We start from the raw sequence: 15,845 nt of genomic DNA, 5'->3' as shown, positions 1-15,845 counted from the left end.
GTGTGTCGCGAACGGGGTCAGCTCATGCCGATGAACCTGTCGAGAACCCGGACCCCGAACCGGAGGCCGTCGACGGGCACCCGCTCGTCGACACCGTGGAACATGCCGGCGAAGTTGAGCTCCGGAGGCAGGCGCAGCGGCGCGAAGCCGTAGTTGCGGATACCCAGCGACTGGAAGCTCTTGGCGTCGGTGCCGCCGGAGAGGCAGTAGGGCACGGCCTTGGCTCCGGGGTCCTCGGCCAGCAGCGACTCCGACATCGCGGAGACGATCCCGCCTTCGAACTCGGTCTCGACCGACGGCAGGTGGTGGATGAACTCGCGGCTCACGTTGGGGCCGAGGAGCCGGTCGATCTCGGCGAAGTACTCCTCTTCCAGGCCCGGCAGGAATCGCCCGTCGACCTGCGCCGTTGCCGCGCCGGGGATGACGTTGGCCTTGTAGCCGCCGTCGAGCACCGTGGGGTTGACGGTGTGGCGCAGCGTGGCGCCGATCATGCTGGCCACCGACCCCAGGCGGGCGACCGTGGCCTCGGCGTCGTTCTCGTCGAACTCGATGCCGAACTCGGCGCAGACCTCCTCCAGGAAGGTGCGCACGGTCTTGGTCAGGTGGATGGGGAAGCGGTGCCGGCCCAGGCGGGCGACGGCGTCGGCGAGCTCGGTGACGGCGTTGTCGTCGTTGGTCATCGACCCGTGCCCGGCGGTGCCGCGGGCGATCAGCCGCATCCAGGCGATGCCCTTCTCCGCGGTCTCGACCAGGTACAGCCGCCGGTTCTCCGCGACCGTGACGCTGAACCCGCCGACCTCGCTGATCGCCTCGCTGCAGTCGGCGAACAGCTCGGGGTGGCGGTCCACCAGCCACCGGGCGCCCCATGTGCCGCCGGCCTCCTCGTCGGCGAGGAACGCGAGCACGATGTCCCGCGGCGGACGCCGCCCTTCGCGCATGCGCCGGCGCAGCACGGCGAGGACCATGGCGTCCATGTCCTTCATGTCGACGGCGCCCCGCCCCCAGACGCACCCGTCGACGATCTCGCCGCCGAACGGGTCGTGCGTCCAGTCGGCGGCGTCGGCGGGGACCACGTCCAGATGCCCGTGCACCAGCAGCGGCGCCCGCCCGGAGTCCTCCCCGGGCACCCGCGCCACGACACTGCTGCGCCCTGGATGCGATTCGTAGACGGTCGGCTCGATCCCGACCTCGTCGAGCTTCTCGGCGACGTACTCCGCGGCCGCCCGCTCACCGGGCCCGGAGTGGTCACCGTAGTTGGACGTATCGATGGCGATGAGCTCCCGGCACAGATCCACGACCTCGCGCTCGGCAGCGCTCACCTCGTCACCAACCCCCACCATGACGCGAACCGCCTCCTCTCCACCACGGACTTCCACGCTGACCCTTCCATGCTCCCCCACGAGCAGAAAACGATGTCCGAGCGGCCCCGGACCTTTGCTATGGTTAACCCAGCCCGCGCACCGAGCGCAGGGCCGCTACGTCCGGGTGGCGGAATAGGTAGACGCGCTAGCTTGAGGTGCTAGTGCCCGTTAAGGGCATGGGGGTTCAAGTCCCCCCTCGGACACGACAGTTTTTACATGTCATGCGAGTTGAGGTTCGCCTCAGCTCGCACTTTGCGTTCCACAGGGTGGTAGGTCAGGCGCAAATCGAGCCCTGCGTAGAGCTCGGTTATCGCTTTGCGATCGGCCTGTCTGAACACGGTGGAGACATCTCCTAAGGTGTCGAGGTGGGCGGCGGTCTCGTCCTCGCCCAGATGGTTCGGGGCATCCTTGCGCTCCGCGAGTTGCGCCTCAGCCAGCGCCCGGTCGGCTTGGACCTCGCGGATCCACTCGGCGACCGTCGCCGCGTCGGTCCCGGCTTCCAACGCCGCGCGGTAGCGGGCGAGCTTGGTGTCGCACTCGGCGATCTTCTCTTCGGCTCCTTGACGCTTCGCATCGTCGCGGTCGTCCTGCTGCTGTGACTCGGCCAGCAGGCGAATCGTCGCCTCGCGGCGGACCGGATCGAACAGCTTGGCCAACCAGTCGTCCAGTACCGGAAGCACATCGGCTTCGCGCAGGTAGACCGACTTCGGGTGCTCGACGTGGTTGGCCATGGCGTATTCGCTGGCGAAGGTGCACCGATAGTAGGGCTGGTCGTTGTTCCAACTGCCCTGCATCCGCCGGTTGCACAGGCCGCAGTGCAGGCGGCTGCGCAACGGATAGACGCGGCCCGTCGTGCGCGGGCGGCGCACCACCGCCCGCCGCCCCTTGACCTCCAGCAGGCGCTGCACGTGCTCGAAGTCCTCGTCCGAGACCAAGGGGTCATGCACGAGGTTGTCGGAGACGACCCACTGGTCCTTGTCGTTCCAGCGCAGCTTGGTGGTGTAGCCCAGCGCCACGTCGTTGACGTCGACGAGGACTGTTGCGCCCTGAGTGGTCTGGGCGGCGCGGAAGTCGGCTGCGCTCATGATCGCCGGATGGGCCGCCTGTTGGGAGTAGACCCATTTCTCGTCCGGGTTCCACCGCAACACGGTCCGCGTACCCAGCCCCACGTTGTGGACGTCGAGGAGCCGTTCGGACTTGGACTGCTTGTTCCAGACCTGATGGCCTGTGTAGCGCGGGTTGGACAGCAGCGACAGCACCGTTCCCGGGCCCCAGCGCCGACATTCTCGGTGCCGGTTGCGAGCCGGATCCTGCGCCGCCGGGCAGGGCACTCCCTCGGCGTTCAACACGTTGGCAATCCGCTTGGCTCCATTGCCGGCCAGCCGCAACGCGAAGATGCGCCGCACCACCGGAGCGGTGACCGGATCCGGTTCAAGGCGATGGGCTCGGACCCCAGCGCGGCCAGGTCAGGGCGCGGATGCGGCCCGGCATCGATCAACCGGTATCCGTACGGCGGGCGGCCACCCAAGAACCTGCCCTCCAGCTCGGCCTGGGCGGCCATGGAGGCATGCACCCGGATCTGGATACGGCGCCGCTCGGCCTTGGACATCGCCGCATACGCCGACATGATCAGCGTGTGGGCTTCGGAGTCCGGATCGATAGCGCCGCCGACCTCGGGCACCCACAGCGGCACTTCGAAGTGGACGAACAGCGGAAACGTCAGCCCGTACTGGTTGTCGTAGAAACCCGCTGCGGCTCGCCCACCACCACCGCATCGATTCCCCGGCCCGGGTCCTCCAGCGCCGCCAGCAGCCGCGCCGACTCCGGACGCCGCGGCCAGGCCACAGCCCGGCTCTGCCCCACATCGAAGAACTCGGCCACGATCTCGCCGGACCCCGCGACCAGATGCTCGGCGCGACGCCGCTGCCACTGCCGCGAAGTGGCCGGATCCTGCAAGTCCTCCGTCGATACCCGCCCTGCCAACGCAAACCGGATCATGACTCCCCCTCACCTGCGAAAGACACGCTCTCTCGCTAGCGTCTCCCGCAGCGGTGGTTCAAGGTAGAGCGGTGGGTCGGACAAGCGCGGCCGCAGGAGTGTTCTCGCCGGCGGAACTTCCAGCGGGCATACTCGACCCAGGACGCAACTGCGTTGTATAGCTCAGCCGGATACTTCGCAGACATACTGCTAGAGCGTCTGCAATATAGAGCCCATTCGCTATAGAATGCAGTCATGCACCACCCGCCAGCCATCGCGCCTCTAGCGGACCTGGCCGAAGAACAGTGGGGGCTCTTCACCCGACGCCAGGCCGAATCCACCGGGATGGCTTGGAGCACCCTGTCGCGCATGGCCACCGACGAGACCACCGCACAACGCGTCGCCCACGGGGTCTACCGCCTGCGCGGCGCCCCGCCCACAGACCACCTCGACCTGCGCGCTGCCTGGCTGCAACTCGCACCCGCCGTTCCCGCCTGGGAACGTACTACCGATACCGGCGTGGTCTCCCACCGTTCAGCGGCTTCCCTCTACGAGCTGGGACATCTCCCCGCCGACCTCCACGAGTTCGTCCTGCCAACCCGCCGCCAGACCCGACGCCCCGACGTCCGCCTGCACCGCGCCCGCCTGACCGACGACGAACACACCGTTCTACGGGGCCTGCCGGTCACTCGACCTGCCCGCACCGCCGCCGACCTGCTCACCGATAACGAGGACCCCGGCGCCGTCGGACACGTCCTTACCGACGCGCTCAGAGCCGGCCACGAACACCCGACCACCGTCGCCGAAGCTCTGGCCCCGCACGCCGCGCGCTTCGGACTGCGCCGCAGAGACGGAGCCGCACTGCTGCGCTGGCTCCTCGACCTCGTCGGTGCCCCGGAACGACGCGACTGGCTCGACGCAACGCTCGATCAGGAAGGCAGCACACCGCCGCCGTGACCCTCCCTTACACCACTCCGGCCGCGTTCCGCCGCGCCCTGACCGAGCGCCTGCGCGCAGCCGCCAAACCCAACGGTGCGTGGCCACTGGCCGAACTGCAGCGCCAGTTCGCCTACGACCGCCTGCTCGCACGGCTCTACCACCTCGACAGCGGATGGATCGTCAAAGGAGCCACAGCGCTCCTCGCCCGCGAACTCGCCGTCCGCCGCACCGTGGACATCGACGTCTACCGGCCCGGTGACCGCGGCCAGGCAGAACACGACCTCCGGCGACCCGCCACTCTCGATCTCGGGGACTGGTTTACGTTCGAAACGGGCCGCGCGACCCCGGTCTCCGATGGCGCCAACGGTGTTCGGATACCGACGACGGCCCGTATCGGAACCACCGAATGGGTGCGTTTCCACGTCGACGTGGTCGCGGAGGACATCCGCATGACCGGCTCCCCGGACGACGTCCCACCACTCCCCGCGGTCGCGATCCCCGGCCTGGACCGCCCCGGCTACCGGGTCTACCCGCTTGCGGATCACATCGCGGACAAGACCTGCGCCATTCTCGAACGGCACGGGTCCGAACAGCGCCCCTCCACCCGCTTCAAGGATCTCGTCGACATGCTCTCCGTCATCGGCAGCCAAGGCGTCGCCGCCGACATCCAACTCGACGCCCTGCGATCCGAGGCCCAACGCCGGGGCCTCACGCTTCCCCCGCGGTTCACGGTGCCCGACCGCCAACTGTGGGAACGCGGCTTCGCCGCCGAAGCCCGCCGCGCCGTGGCGCTCCTGCCGACAACCACCCTGGACGGGGCCCTCGCAATAGCAGCGCCCTTCCTCGACCCACTGCTGGACGGGACCGCCGCTGGGACCTGGAATCCGCGCACTGCCTTGTGGGAGCCTTCGGCATAGGGAAGTCCGGAGATACAACAAAGCTAAAGTCCTGCCCTGCAGCCCTCTCAATGAAGGGCCGCTCGGCAAATTCTTCGCTTGGCCGCTAAGGCTGCCCCCACGAGGGGACCGGCCACCAGGGCAGTTTGGCAGGCGCCGGTTCGCGTGGAGCTCAGGCGTCAGCTGAGGTGGAGGCCAATGCTGGGGCGAGGACGTCGTAACGCAAGGCTTCTTGGGGGATGACCTCGCCGTCGATGAGTAGCGCGACGGCACGCTTTCGCACCGTCTCCGGCAGCCATGCGGCCAGGCGCCGAGCCTCGTCCGGCTCTACCTTGGGACCTGCCCGCGGGCGGGCCTCGATTTCGCGGCGTCGCTCCCGGCACTGGCCTGGGGGCTCTTAGACTTCGCCTGCTTTGCGCCAGCGGGAGGTGTCCGTTTCGTGGACGCCTTCCCGGTTGATCTGTCCGGGTGGCGCCCGTGTTCCAGGTAGAAGCGGCCGGCTTCCGTGATGTGCGCTTGCCACCTGCCGTGGCGCTTGCGTGCCGTGACCAGGCCCCGATCACGCAACACGTAGGCCGAACGGCGGTACCCGGCTTGCGCCGGATCGCTGAGGTCGTCACCGTCAGCGATCCGCGACAGCACCGACAACTGCAGTTCGTTGAGCGGATCCCAGCGTCCCATGCCGTTCCTTGTCCGGACAGTGCAGGTGTGCTTCGGCTGAGTGAGAGGTAGGCCCGACGAGTAGTCAGCATCCGAAGCTACATCAACCCGCCGTTGCCCGAGAGGCGAATGGGAAGAAGGGATCCACCCACCGCAGCGAAAGGCAGATCACGCCGCATGCGAGGAAAAGGAAGCCGATGAAGTGCCCACTCCCTGGTCGAAGCGTCCCTGCTGGCCCCACTGCTTGATCAACCGGCCCCAACGGTCCTTGTGGTCGAAGTGGGCCGCGATCTCGCGGCCAGTGGGGAGGGAACCGTCTTTCCTGCGGTTCTCCAAGGCCCAACGCCAGGCCTCCACCTGAATCGGGGGCGCCGCATCCTCCGGACTCGCGATCTCCGTGGCGACGGTCGCGCCAGGTCGATCGGCTGCCTCGACCACATGGAGGCGCGGGCGATCCTCGACGTTGCACGCGGCCGCAGGGTCTTCCTCAGCCTGTGTAGGCGCCTCCGGATCGGCTCGTTCACCCTCGGCTGTGCGTACGGTTTGCTCATCGTCGGCGTTCGCCGTGCGTACGCCCCGGGCGTCGATGCGGAACTCGCGCATGAGCAACTCGTAGGCACCCATGAGCGCGAAGGACGGCCAGGCGTGGATCACCCGCGACCACACGGTGGGGTCAGTTACCGCGATGTTCGCGGCGAGGCTCGCGACGCTGCCGAGGATCAGCAGCGTCCACGGCAGCAGGCCGCCGCGCCGACCGTGCCTTGCATCGGCCAGTAGCGCCATCGACGACGCGACGATCATCCCGTCGACGGAGAGCGGAAACAGGGCCGCGCGCCAAGCGGGTTCCCCGTGGTGCTGGGCCAGCTCGTACATGTGGCTGTAGCTGACCACGGCCGCGATGCCGGCCAACAAGAACACGGCGGCGATGGTTGTCCAGCGGGACCAGCGGGAAGAATTCATAGCAGGTCACCGCCCGGAGGGCTCCCCGCGGGCGTCAACTGCTGTCGCTCCCCGCTCATCTGCCGCGAACACCCCGCGTCGAAGAACTCCGCCACGACTGCACCGCGCCCGGCGATCACGGCCTCGGCCCCCTCGCGCTGCCACCCCCGCGGACTCCCGGTCCTGGAACCGTGTCGTCGACGTTCGACCGTAGAACGCGAACCCCAGCCCGCGGGGCTGATCCTCAAGGCGCTCGTCCGCCCTTGCGGCGACGCGACGTCATCCCCCTCTGCAACGGGCCGGCTTCCTCTCCGATCGTCGCCATACCGCCCCTTCCACCGATCCGGGTCCTTACTTCCCGAACGCAGCGCATGGCCGTCTGTGACGGCGAATACCGAAACGCGGGCTCGTCAGCATCACCTACCGAAGTATGAGGGCCGATCGGGGCGGGCGAAGGGCGGCGCTGAAGACCGCGCCGGCACCCGCTAGGCTCCCGGCGGGGCCGGGGAGGCCGCGCGCGGCGCCGCGCGCCGCGATCCGGACTGTTCCGAGACCTGGCCCCGCTGGATGTGCAGGTGCCGCTCAGCGCGGTCGGCCACCGCCGAGTCGTGCGTGACCAGGACGAGGGTCAGCCCGCGTTCCCGCCACAGGTCCTCCAGCAGGTCCATCACTTCGTCGCGGGTCGCCTCGTCCAGGTTGCCGGTGGGCTCGTCGGCCAGCAGCACCTCGGGATCCTTGACAAGTGCGCGGGCGATGGCCACGCGCTGCTGCTGGCCGCCTGAAAGTTCGGAGGGAAGGTGCGCGACACGCTCCGCCAACCCCACGTCGGCCAGCGCCCCCTCAGCGCGCCTGCGGCGCTCAGCACCGTCCGCACCCAGGGGGGCCAGCGCCGTCTCGACGTTCTCCACCGCCGACAGCGTCGGGATCAGGTTGAAGTTCTGGAAGACGAACCCGAGTCGCTCCGCCCGGATCCGGGCGAGGCTGCGCCCGCCCGCCGCGGATAGGGCGGTGTCGTCCAGCCTGATCTCGCCCGAGGTCGGCCGATCCAGGGCGCCGAGCATCTGCAGGAAGGTCGACTTGCCGCCGCCCGTGGGCCCTTGGACCGCCACCGCGGGGCAGCGGGCGAGTCAGCGGCAGGAGTAGAGCTGCCGTGAACCGTCCTGCGCACCGCCCCAGGCTTTCGGGTCGACTCGGGTGCAGGTCTGCTTCACCCACTCCTCACGTTCGCCGCGCGCCTGCTCCGCCCCGCCCATGGGAGTCTGCGCCCCGCTGGGGACATGTGCTCCGCTCGGCGGGGCGCCGCCCATACCGCCTCCGAGGAGGACGAACCCGAGCTCGCCGGATTCGCGCCACGCCGTCAACTGCTCGACGGTGGGAGGGTCGTCGGTACCGCCGAACCCGCCCATGGCGACCACTGTGAGGTCGGAGCCGATGATGTAGGGCGCAGCGCTCGTCGCGCCGCCCTCCACAGCGAGGGCCACCGTGCGGTCGCCGGCCTCGGACGCGACGTAGCCGAGCAGCGTTTGCCGCTCCTCGGACAACTCCGCCGTCGAGCCGCCGGGAGCACGGCCCATGCCGCCGGGCGGGGGCGCCGCGGCGTCCGTGCCGCCGGGCGGTCCGCTTCGGCTGCCGCTGAACATACCGGTGGCTGACGTTCACCTACGACCCGGTGGAGCGGGCACTGAGCACAGAAGCCGATGGATCCACCCACCGCAGCGAAAGGAGGATGCCGCCGCATGCGAGGAAAAAGAGGTCGACGAAATGCTCGTTCTTCGGTCGAAGCGTCCCTGCAGTCCCCATTGTTTGATCAGTCGGCCCCAACGCTCCTTGTGATCGAAGCGGGCCGCGATCTCGCGGCCGGTGGGTAGCGAGCCGTCCTCGCCGCGGCTGTTTAACGCCCAGTGAGCGCTTTTCATCGTGTTTCGCGTAGTTGAAGGACCAGCACCGCCCGGGCGATCTCGGTGGCGCGGTGCGGGCAGCACCGCAGGCGGCGCAGGATCCGCCAGTTCTTGAGCTGGGCCATCGCGCGTTCGCCCGGGCTGCGCAGGCGCGCGTGGGTGCGGTTGGCCCCACTCGGGCTTGTTCCGCCCCTTGAACGGGGTGCGCGAATAGCCCGCATACCCCTTGCCGCCCAGCCCGAGCAGGCCGGCGGCCGCGATCCGCTGCCCGATGCGCCACACCCGCGCGGCGCGGGTGTCGTGCACCGCACCCGGCAGCGCACCGGAGACCCACACGGGATCACCGTTCGGTGTGGCGTCGACCTGGGCATTCATTCCGTGGTGGCGGTGCTTTCCCGAGTAGAAGGGGCAATCGGCCGCCAGCCGGTCGCAGGCGATGAGCGTGCCGTCGAGGGCGCCGCGACGAGGTCGCCTCGGGACGGGCCTTTCGCGCGTTCGGGCCCGGCACCCTCCCACGGCACCGTGTCACATAGGACCACCCGCATTGTTCACGCGCATGCCGCGCGATACCGAGCGGTCGCGCCGTGTGGTTCGAGGGCAAGGGCCTCCAAGAGACGGTCCTCGCGCACGCACAGGCTCTTCTGCCGGACGACGCCGGGCCCGTGGTCGGCGGGCCGCCGTGCGTCAGAGCTGTTCGGGCCGCTGCGAATCGGCGGAATGCCAGGGCCGGTCGGCGCAGGTGGCGCGGGGATCAGCGCTGACACGCACAGCGTGCACCACGGCGTCGCCGTGGGCCTCCGCCGTGCCGAGGTAGGTGTGGCCGGTCAGGTGGCACCAGGCGGGAAGGTCCAGCGGTGCGGCCGGGTCCGTGGTAATCACGTGCACGACGGAACCCGCCGGCCGCTCGGCGATGCGGTCACGCAACCGGATCAGCAGCACCACGCAGACCAGCCCGGTACCGTCCACGACCGATCCGGGCCCGGGCAGCGGCGTCGGACCGCTCACCGGGGGCGCCGCTGGGTGATGCGCCAGAGACGGCGCGGCAGGCCGCCCTCCTCGAAGGCATGGACCTCGATGAGGTCCCAACCCTGGGCGAGGCGCTCGACCAGCTCCCGGGAGAAGAAGTGCACGGCGAAGCCGCCGTGCTCGAAGATGTCATCGCCGTGGGCGGTTCCGGCCCCGTAGTGGGCGTCGCCGGTGTGGCGGACGGTGTAGACGAACGTCCCGCCAGGACGCAGCACACGCGCGACCTCGCCCGCCAAGGCGGAGATCTCGGCAGTGGAGAGCGCCATGCACAGCAGCATGTGCGCGAACACACCGTCCACGCTCTGTGCGGCCAGTGGCAGCGGGTCGCGTGCGTCGTGGGCCACGGTCGCGAGATGGCCGATGAGCTGTTGGGCCTCGGCGTCCTGCTGGAGCTGGTCCAGTCCGCTCTGGCTGATGTCGGTTGCGGTTATGCGCAAGCCCGTGCGGGCGAAGTAAAGGGCGTCGCGCCCGTGGCCCGCACCCAATTCCAGCACCTCGCGTGCTCCCGCCTCGGCGAAGACCGCGGCGGCGTGCACGGCCGGGGCCGAGGGCTCGTGGCCGTACATGCGCGGATGGCCGGCGTAGGTGTGCTGCCAGTGCTTGCGCTGCTGGTCGGCCAGTTCCGGGTCAGAACCGGTGGGCATGGCGGCCTCCTGCGGGTCGAAGACGTGTCGGCGGATATCGGGAGTCGGGCCGCGTCAGTCGGCCCGGTGGCGGGCGCGCCAGGCGGCGAAGGGCACGATCGCCAGCGCGAGCACGCCCCCGCCCACGGCCAGGACGGGGAAACCCGCCGCGGCGACCACGATGCCGCTGAGCATTCCGCCGCTCGCACCGGCCAGGGCCACACCCACATCCACCGCTCCCTGGGTGCGCGCCCGCGTAGCCGCATCGGCGGCGTCGGTGACCATCGCGGTACCGGCGACCAGCCCGAAGTTCCAGCCCAGTCCCAGCAGAGCCAGCGCCGTCGCAAGCACCGACACCGACTCCACCGGTGCGGCCGCCCCCACCAGGCCGGCCGCAAGCAGGGTGACGCCGGCGGCGACCAGCACTGGTTTGCGGCCAACACGGTCCACCAGGACCCCGGTCACCGGCGAGGGCAGATACATGAAGGCGATGTGCACGGCGATGACCAGCCCGGTGGCGCCAAGGCCGTGGCCGTGGGCCTGCATGTGGATGGGGGTCATCGTCATGATGGCCAGCATCACGAGCTGAGTGAGCACCATCGCGCCCCCGCCCAGGGCGACCCCCGGGTTGAAGCGCGCGGGCGCGGGCTCCGGGGCCGGCGATGCAGGCTCGGGCGCGCCGGCGCCCGCGGGCGTCAGGGCGATGTTCCGGGCGTGCAGCAGCGGGTCGGGCCGCAGGAACACCCACAGGACCAGGGCGGCCAGGCCGTAGGCGGCCGCGGCCAGCACGAACGGGCCCGCCAGTGCCGGTGCTCCGACGATCCTGCCCAGGGGCTGGGTGGCCTCGGTGAGGTTGGGTCCGGCCACCGCGCCCAGGGTGGTGGCGACCAGCACGGTGCTGATCGCACGCCCCCGCCGGTGCGGTGGGGCCAGGTCGGCGCCGGCGTAGCGGGCCTGCAGGTTGGTGGCCGTACCCGCGCCGTAGACGAGCAGCGCGGCGAAGAACAGCCCGATGCTGTCCAGCGCGGCCGCGGCGACCACCCCCGCGCCGCCCGCGGCACCGGCGGCATAGCCCCAGACGAGGCCGGTTCGCCGCCCCGGCGGTGGGAGATCCGGCCCACCAGGAACGCCGCACCGGCCGAGCCCAGGGTGAACAGGGCGGCGGGCAGCCCGGCCAGGCTGCTGGTCTCCAGCATCTGTTGGGCCAGCAGCGCGCCGACCGTGACCCCGGCGGCCAGGCCGGCGCCGCCCAGAACTTGGGCGGCGGCCACGGTGATCAGAGTGCGGCGCTGAAGGGCAGTGGGAAAGGCATTGGTATCGCGGGGTTCCGAGGCGGTGGCGGCCATGTGCGCGTTCCTTCCAAGGGGCAGGTCGGCGTTTGATGCCCTGGTCATGCGGATGCGGTTTGCACGGGCCGCCCGGAGGCGCGCCACTCCAGCAGTCCTTCGTTGAGGCGGTAGGCGCGGCGGCCGTGGGAGCGCAGGACGCGCACCGCATCGACCGCCATCACGCAGTAGTCGCCGCGGCAGTAGGCCACGATGTCGGTGTCCTCGGGCAGCTCGTCCAGGCGGCGGGTCAGCTCGTCGACGGGGATCGACACCGCCCCGGGCAGGTGGCCCGCGGCGAACTCGGCCTCGGGGCGCACGTCCAGCACCAGGGCGCTGCCCTTTTCCAGGCGGGCCAGCAGTTCGGCGCGGTCGACCTCTTCGATTTCGCCTTGGCCGGGGCCGGAGAAGTGCTCCCAGGCCCGTTCGACCTCGGCCAGATGGGTGACGGCGACCTTCTGCACCAACGAGAGCAGCGCGGCGACGTCGTCGCCGGCCAGCGCGTAGAAGACGTGGTTCTTCACGCGGCGGGTGCGCACCAGCTGCGCGCGTTTGAGGGTCTGCAGGTGCGCCGAAGCGGTCGAGACGCCCAACCCCAGGGTCTCGGCCAGCGACTCCACCGAGCGCTCGCCTTGGGCCAGCAGATCCAGCATCTGCAAGCGGGTGCCGCTGCCCAGCGCTTTGCCGACCCGAGCGAACCCGCCCCACAGCTCGGCGCGCCCCGCCTCCCGAGCATCTGTTCCACTATTCATTGGAATAGCGTATCTGATCGAAGACGTAGGGGTGTTCGGCCGCTGCGGATCCGGATCGTGCGGCTGCTCGCCACCGAGCAGATGCGCACCTGCCACTTCACGAGCACACCGGCGCCCGGCAGACGGCCGTCAGCCACCACCTGCGGCTGCTGTGCGGGGCGGGACTCGTCCAGCCCGAATCCCGCGGCCGCTACACCTACTACCGGCTGCACCCGGAGGCCATCGTCGCGGCCGCCGAGGGCCTGCGCGACCTCGCCGCTCAGGCGGTCGATGTTCGGGATCGCTACCGTCCCTGCTGAAGCACGCCTCCGCACCGCACCGGCGACCAGCGCACCCGGCAGTGCATTCGACGGCACGGAAACGGGGTAAGGCGCGAGGGGAACTCCGGACATTCGTCAAGTTTTTAAACAGGAACGGTAAAGCGCGACGTCCATCGCAACGTGAATCCGGGGCCTCGGCGCGGAGCACAACGTCGAGTTTGACGTTGTTCCTCCGTTTTTGTGTTTTTTTGCCTACTTTCGGGTAGTCGTCGCGCGAAGGGATACCGGCCCTCTGCTGCCGGGCAGAGGTGCGGTGAAATCGCCACATTGAAGCGTCGGACCCCGGCGCAGTGATCGCTTGTCGGCTGCAGCCCTGAACGCGGCACCTGGGAGAGGGAAGGGCGGGCGTCGTCGCGGCGGAGCCACGACCCGTTGCCCGGGCGCCGGTGCAGGGCAACGCTACAGCGCTGATCACGACCGGCCTCAAGGAGCCCGCCGCAATACTCCGGAGCTCCCGCTGTGGCAGGCGCGGACTGCCCCGACCACAAGCAGGGGCGCTGCGTCCTTCCGACGCCCGGTGAATTCGCCGCTGCCGACGGGCATCCGGACCGATCCATGAGGCCGAGAACTTTACTTACCGACGACCAGTGACCAGGTGAAGGTGGTCTCGCATGGGACGTATCGACAAATCTACGAAGATCGTGGCCGCCGCTGTCGGCGGCTATGTTCTCGGCAGGCGCAAGAAGCTGAAGCTCGCCATTGGCCTCGGCCTCTTTATGGCAGCGAAGAAGCTGGACATCAATCCGCGGACGCTCATGAAGGAACTGAACGAACTCCCCGCCGTCAGCGAGCTGAAGCACCAGGCCCGCGGGCAGCTCAGCACCGTCGGCAAGGACGTGGCCGGGAGCATGGTCACCGCCTGGGCGGGCAGCCTGGCCGACTCGCTGAACGAGCGCACCGAGCGGTTGCAAAGCGGATCCACTGATGTGGAGGAATCGTCCGGCGAGGCCGCGGAACCGTCCGAACCAGACAGCGGCACGGGCACCGAATCGGCCGCGAGGGAGGAGGCGTCTGAGTCCGGCGAGGCGAAGGCCCCTGCGGGCCGGCGGTCAACCACCCGTTCGCGGGGCACCCGCAAGAGCAGTGACCACGAAGGTGATCAGCATGGCTGAAAGGAGCACCGGCCCACTGTCGCGGTTGCGTGAGGCTGCCGACAGGAATGAGGGCACGGCCAAGCTCGCTGACGCGATCCAGGACTACCTCACCGCCAAGGCCACGAGTACCGCCAGTGACATGGCGAAGAAACTCGGCGGCTATGCCGAGCGGCTCACGTCGACAGGCGCGGGCGGATCGGCGGAAGCGGTTGCAGAGGGGGGCAAGAAGCTCCTGCAGGGTAAGGGGCCGGTCGGTGCCGCGGCCGGGGCGGCCGGCAAGGGCGCCGAGGGCGCGGCCAAGGGCCTGCTGGGCAGAATGTCCGGCGGTGGCGGTGGCGGTGGCAGTGGCGGTGGAAGCGGTCCCAAGGCCATCAACATCGTCGAGAACATCGACGTGGGGGTTCCGCTGCGCGCCGCCTACAACCAGTGGACCCGCTTTCCCGACTTCGGCAGCTTCGCCAAGGGCGTGCTGAGCGTCGAGGAGGAGGACGACACCACGTCCAAGTGGACGGCCAAGATCTTCTGGTCGACCCGTAGTTGGAAGGCCACGATCAACGAGCAGATCCAGGACCACCGGATCTCATGGACGAGCGAAGCCGACAAGGGCACCACGAAGGGCGTGGTGACCTTCCACCCGCTGGGCGAGAGCCTCACCCGCGTGCTGCTCGTCGTGGAGTACTACCCCAAGGGGTTCTTTGAGAAGACGGCCAACCTCTGGCGGGCCCAAGGGCGCCGGCTGCGGTTGGACCTCAAGCACTACCGCCGCCAAGTCATGATGATGGCCCAGCCCGAGGCCGAGGAGTTGGAGGGCTGGCGCGGCGAGATCCGAGACGGTGAGGTCGTCCTCAGCCACGACGACGCACAGGAGCTGGAGGAGGCCGGCCTCACAGCGGAGCAGTGGGCCGAACTCGACGAGCTCGACGAGGACGAGCGTGCCGAACTCGATGAACTCGACGAAGACGAGCGTGCCGAACTCGATGAACTCGACGAAGACGAGCGGGCCGAGCTGGCGGACCTTGCCGAGTCGGGTGATGAAGAGGACGAGGAGGAGGGAGAAGAGGAAGAGGAGGGCGAGTACGCCGCCGAAGATGAGGAGGAGGAGCAGGAGCAGTCTGGTTCGAGGCGTTGACCCCCGGGCCGTCCCGAACAATGCGGGCTGGAAACCGCCTCTCCTTGCGGCGGTACGCACGGTCCGCAGCCGTTCTGTCTCTGTGATGGCGCGGGCCGGCGCCGTGGCGGCGACACGCCGCAGGCTGCGTTTTCGTGGCGGAACGCGCAAACGTGCTGGCCGCTCGAAGGGCGGCCGGCAGGCCGGCTCGCTGCTGAGGACAGGGAGGCGGCAGGCGGAGGGACGCATCCCGAGCGGGACCGCCGGATGGCGCCAGCCGGACTTCCCTGAATGCGCCTGCGGCCGACCGGGGCCGTGCCTCAGCCGGTGGTGCGGTCCGGGCGGCCTACACCGGCCGCCCGGACCGTCCTGGTGAGCGCGCTGTCAGTCCTCTCGGTTGTCGGGCCGGTCCTGGCCGGTCAGACGACTCGCAATCCGGTAGTCGACGTGGATGTCCCGGTATGTGACTCCGGGCTCCACCTCGTCGGGCAGGTTGGTGCGGTCACTGCCTGAGGCGGCGTCCTGCTCCGCGTCGCCTGGAAAATCCACGCTGACCTCCGGTACTTCACTGAAGGTCAGCTCCTCCGCCTTTACCGAGGCGCTGATCTCCACGTCTCCCCGGCGCGGTCGTGACGGCTTGCCCATAGTCCTCAGTCCACCTCAGGTGTCCTTGGTCCTTCTCACCGCGCTTCCGCCAGTCCGCTTTCCGGACTTGCCCGCGCCCTTCCCGACCCTGCGCGCGGACTTGCCCGCGCCTTCGGCCGTCTTCCCGGCACCTTCACCCCTGCCGGTCCGCCTTGCGGACTCGCCTGCGCCCTCGACTGCGCGGCCGGCGGCTTTGCCTGCGCTCTTGCCGACTTCGCCCGCACTCTCGCCGACGTCCTCGACCGCACCACCGGCACCCTCGCCGACGTCCTCGACCGCACC

General features: G+C 69.6%; 17 protein-coding genes, 1 tRNA gene and 2 pseudogenes. 5 read left to right on the top strand and 15 right to left on the bottom strand.

All coding sequences use genetic code 11. The annotated features are described in order from the left end of the window. Positions 1 to 17: 17 nt before the first annotated feature. Entirely contained in the window at positions 18 to 1,340 is a 1,323-nt protein-coding gene (locus ABEA15_RS04215) for a M20/M25/M40 family metallo-hydrolase (protein ID WP_344140827.1), read from the bottom strand. Positions 1,341 to 1,479: 139 nt separating this feature from the next. Here ABEA15_RS04215 and ABEA15_RS04210 point away from each other — a divergent pair. Continuing rightward, positions 1,480 to 1,564: transfer RNA gene (locus ABEA15_RS04210), tRNA-Leu, on the top strand. 9 nt (positions 1,565 to 1,573) lie between these two features. On the opposite strand, the gene ABEA15_RS04205 is transcribed toward ABEA15_RS04210, so the two are convergent. The 3 genes from ABEA15_RS04205 to ABEA15_RS04195 are packed head-to-tail and all read right to left on the bottom strand — an operon-like array spanning position 1,574 to position 3,359. Next, entirely contained in the window at positions 1,574 to 2,770 is a 1,197-nt protein-coding gene (locus ABEA15_RS04205; protein WP_345555570.1) for a recombinase family protein, read from the bottom strand. Beyond that, positions 2,704 to 3,042 carry a hypothetical protein gene (locus tag ABEA15_RS04200; protein WP_345555569.1) on the bottom strand — a complete coding sequence of 113 codons (339 nt, stop codon included), beginning with the start codon at positions 3,040 to 3,042 and terminating at the stop codon, positions 2,704 to 2,706. Before ABEA15_RS04200 ends, ABEA15_RS04205 begins: the two co-directional genes overlap by 67 nt. Before the next feature lie 38 nt (positions 3,043 to 3,080). Then, complete coding sequence (locus tag ABEA15_RS04195; protein WP_345555568.1) at positions 3,081 to 3,359, bottom strand: recombinase family protein; 279 nt, start codon at positions 3,357 to 3,359, stop codon at positions 3,081 to 3,083. 234 nt (positions 3,360 to 3,593) lie between these two features. On the opposite strand from ABEA15_RS04195, the gene ABEA15_RS04190 reads away from it, so the two are divergent. Then, positions 3,594 to 4,295: a type IV toxin-antitoxin system AbiEi family antitoxin domain-containing protein gene (locus ABEA15_RS04190; RefSeq protein WP_345555567.1), complete on the top strand. Its 702-nt coding sequence runs from the start codon at positions 3,594 to 3,596 to the stop codon at positions 4,293 to 4,295. Further along, entirely contained in the window at positions 4,292 to 5,194 is a 903-nt protein-coding gene (locus ABEA15_RS04185) for a nucleotidyl transferase AbiEii/AbiGii toxin family protein (protein ID WP_345555566.1), read from the top strand. Before ABEA15_RS04190 ends, ABEA15_RS04185 begins: the two co-directional genes overlap by 4 nt. Before the next feature lie 807 nt (positions 5,195 to 6,001). Here ABEA15_RS04185 and ABEA15_RS04180 read toward each other — a convergent pair. The 9 genes and pseudogenes from ABEA15_RS04180 to ABEA15_RS25615 form a co-directional block, all read right to left on the bottom strand. Then, positions 6,002 to 6,793 carry a DUF2637 domain-containing protein gene (locus ABEA15_RS04180; protein ID WP_345555565.1) on the bottom strand — a complete coding sequence of 264 codons (792 nt, stop codon included), beginning with the start codon at positions 6,791 to 6,793 and terminating at the stop codon, positions 6,002 to 6,004. Positions 6,794 to 7,257: 464 nt separating this feature from the next. Then, complete coding sequence (locus ABEA15_RS04175; protein ID WP_345555564.1) at positions 7,258 to 7,881, bottom strand: ABC transporter ATP-binding protein; 624 nt, start codon at positions 7,879 to 7,881, stop codon at positions 7,258 to 7,260. A gap of 18 nt (positions 7,882 to 7,899) precedes the next feature. Then, positions 7,900 to 8,412, bottom strand: a complete 513-nt coding sequence (locus tag ABEA15_RS04170; protein ID WP_345555563.1) for a mannosyltransferase YkcB-related protein — start codon at positions 8,410 to 8,412, stop codon at positions 7,900 to 7,902. 272 nt (positions 8,413 to 8,684) lie between these two features. Further along, a pseudogene (locus ABEA15_RS04165) lies at positions 8,685 to 9,123 on the bottom strand (transposase family protein); the annotation flags it as partial. A gap of 231 nt (positions 9,124 to 9,354) precedes the next feature. Beyond that, the gene (locus ABEA15_RS04160) at positions 9,355 to 9,675 is read right to left on the bottom strand and encodes a sulfurtransferase TusA family protein (protein WP_345555562.1); all 321 of its coding nucleotides are present in this window, start codon (positions 9,673 to 9,675) and stop codon (positions 9,355 to 9,357) included. After that, positions 9,672 to 10,340, bottom strand: a complete 669-nt coding sequence (locus ABEA15_RS04155) for a class I SAM-dependent methyltransferase (protein WP_345555561.1) — start codon at positions 10,338 to 10,340, stop codon at positions 9,672 to 9,674. Before ABEA15_RS04155 ends, ABEA15_RS04160 begins: the two co-directional genes overlap by 4 nt. 54 nt (positions 10,341 to 10,394) lie before the next feature. Next, on the bottom strand, positions 10,395 to 11,360 hold the full coding sequence (locus tag ABEA15_RS04150) for an MFS transporter (RefSeq protein ID WP_345555560.1): 966 nt from the start codon (positions 11,358 to 11,360) through the stop codon (positions 10,395 to 10,397). Between the two features lie 349 nt (positions 11,361 to 11,709). Next, the gene (locus ABEA15_RS04145; protein ID WP_345555559.1) at positions 11,710 to 12,396 is read right to left on the bottom strand and encodes an ArsR/SmtB family transcription factor; all 687 of its coding nucleotides are present in this window, start codon (positions 12,394 to 12,396) and stop codon (positions 11,710 to 11,712) included. Next, positions 12,393 to 12,788, bottom strand: coding sequence for a hypothetical protein (locus tag ABEA15_RS25615; RefSeq protein ID WP_425579357.1), 396 nt, complete (start codon positions 12,786 to 12,788; stop codon positions 12,393 to 12,395). The genes ABEA15_RS04145 and ABEA15_RS25615 overlap by 4 nt, the downstream gene beginning before the upstream one ends. 539 nt (positions 12,789 to 13,327) lie before the next feature. Between ABEA15_RS25615 and ABEA15_RS04135 the strand changes: the two genes are divergently transcribed. Next, positions 13,328 to 13,828 carry a hypothetical protein gene (locus ABEA15_RS04135; protein ID WP_345555558.1) on the top strand — a complete coding sequence of 167 codons (501 nt, stop codon included), beginning with the start codon at positions 13,328 to 13,330 and terminating at the stop codon, positions 13,826 to 13,828. Beyond that, positions 13,821 to 14,939, top strand: a complete 1,119-nt coding sequence (locus ABEA15_RS04130) for an SRPBCC family protein (RefSeq protein ID WP_345555557.1) — start codon at positions 13,821 to 13,823, stop codon at positions 14,937 to 14,939. The genes ABEA15_RS04135 and ABEA15_RS04130 overlap by 8 nt, the downstream gene beginning before the upstream one ends. A gap of 363 nt (positions 14,940 to 15,302) precedes the next feature. On the opposite strand, the gene ABEA15_RS04125 is transcribed toward ABEA15_RS04130, so the two are convergent. Together ABEA15_RS04125 and ABEA15_RS04120 are read right to left on the bottom strand one after the other, a co-directional pair. After that, a complete protein-coding gene (locus ABEA15_RS04125) occupies positions 15,303 to 15,530 on the bottom strand; it encodes a hypothetical protein (RefSeq protein WP_345555556.1) in 228 nt (75 codons plus the stop codon). Positions 15,531 to 15,578: 48 nt separating this feature from the next. Continuing rightward, positions 15,579 to 15,845 (bottom strand): annotated as a pseudogene (locus ABEA15_RS04120) (hypothetical protein); the annotation flags it as partial.

The organism is Streptomonospora halophila, from assembly GCF_039542725.1.
Lineage (GTDB): Bacteria > Actinomycetota > Actinomycetes > Streptosporangiales > Streptosporangiaceae > Streptomonospora > Streptomonospora halophila.
The sequence above is the reverse complement of the archived record's forward strand: the minus strand, read 5'-3'. Positions and strand labels throughout refer to the sequence as shown.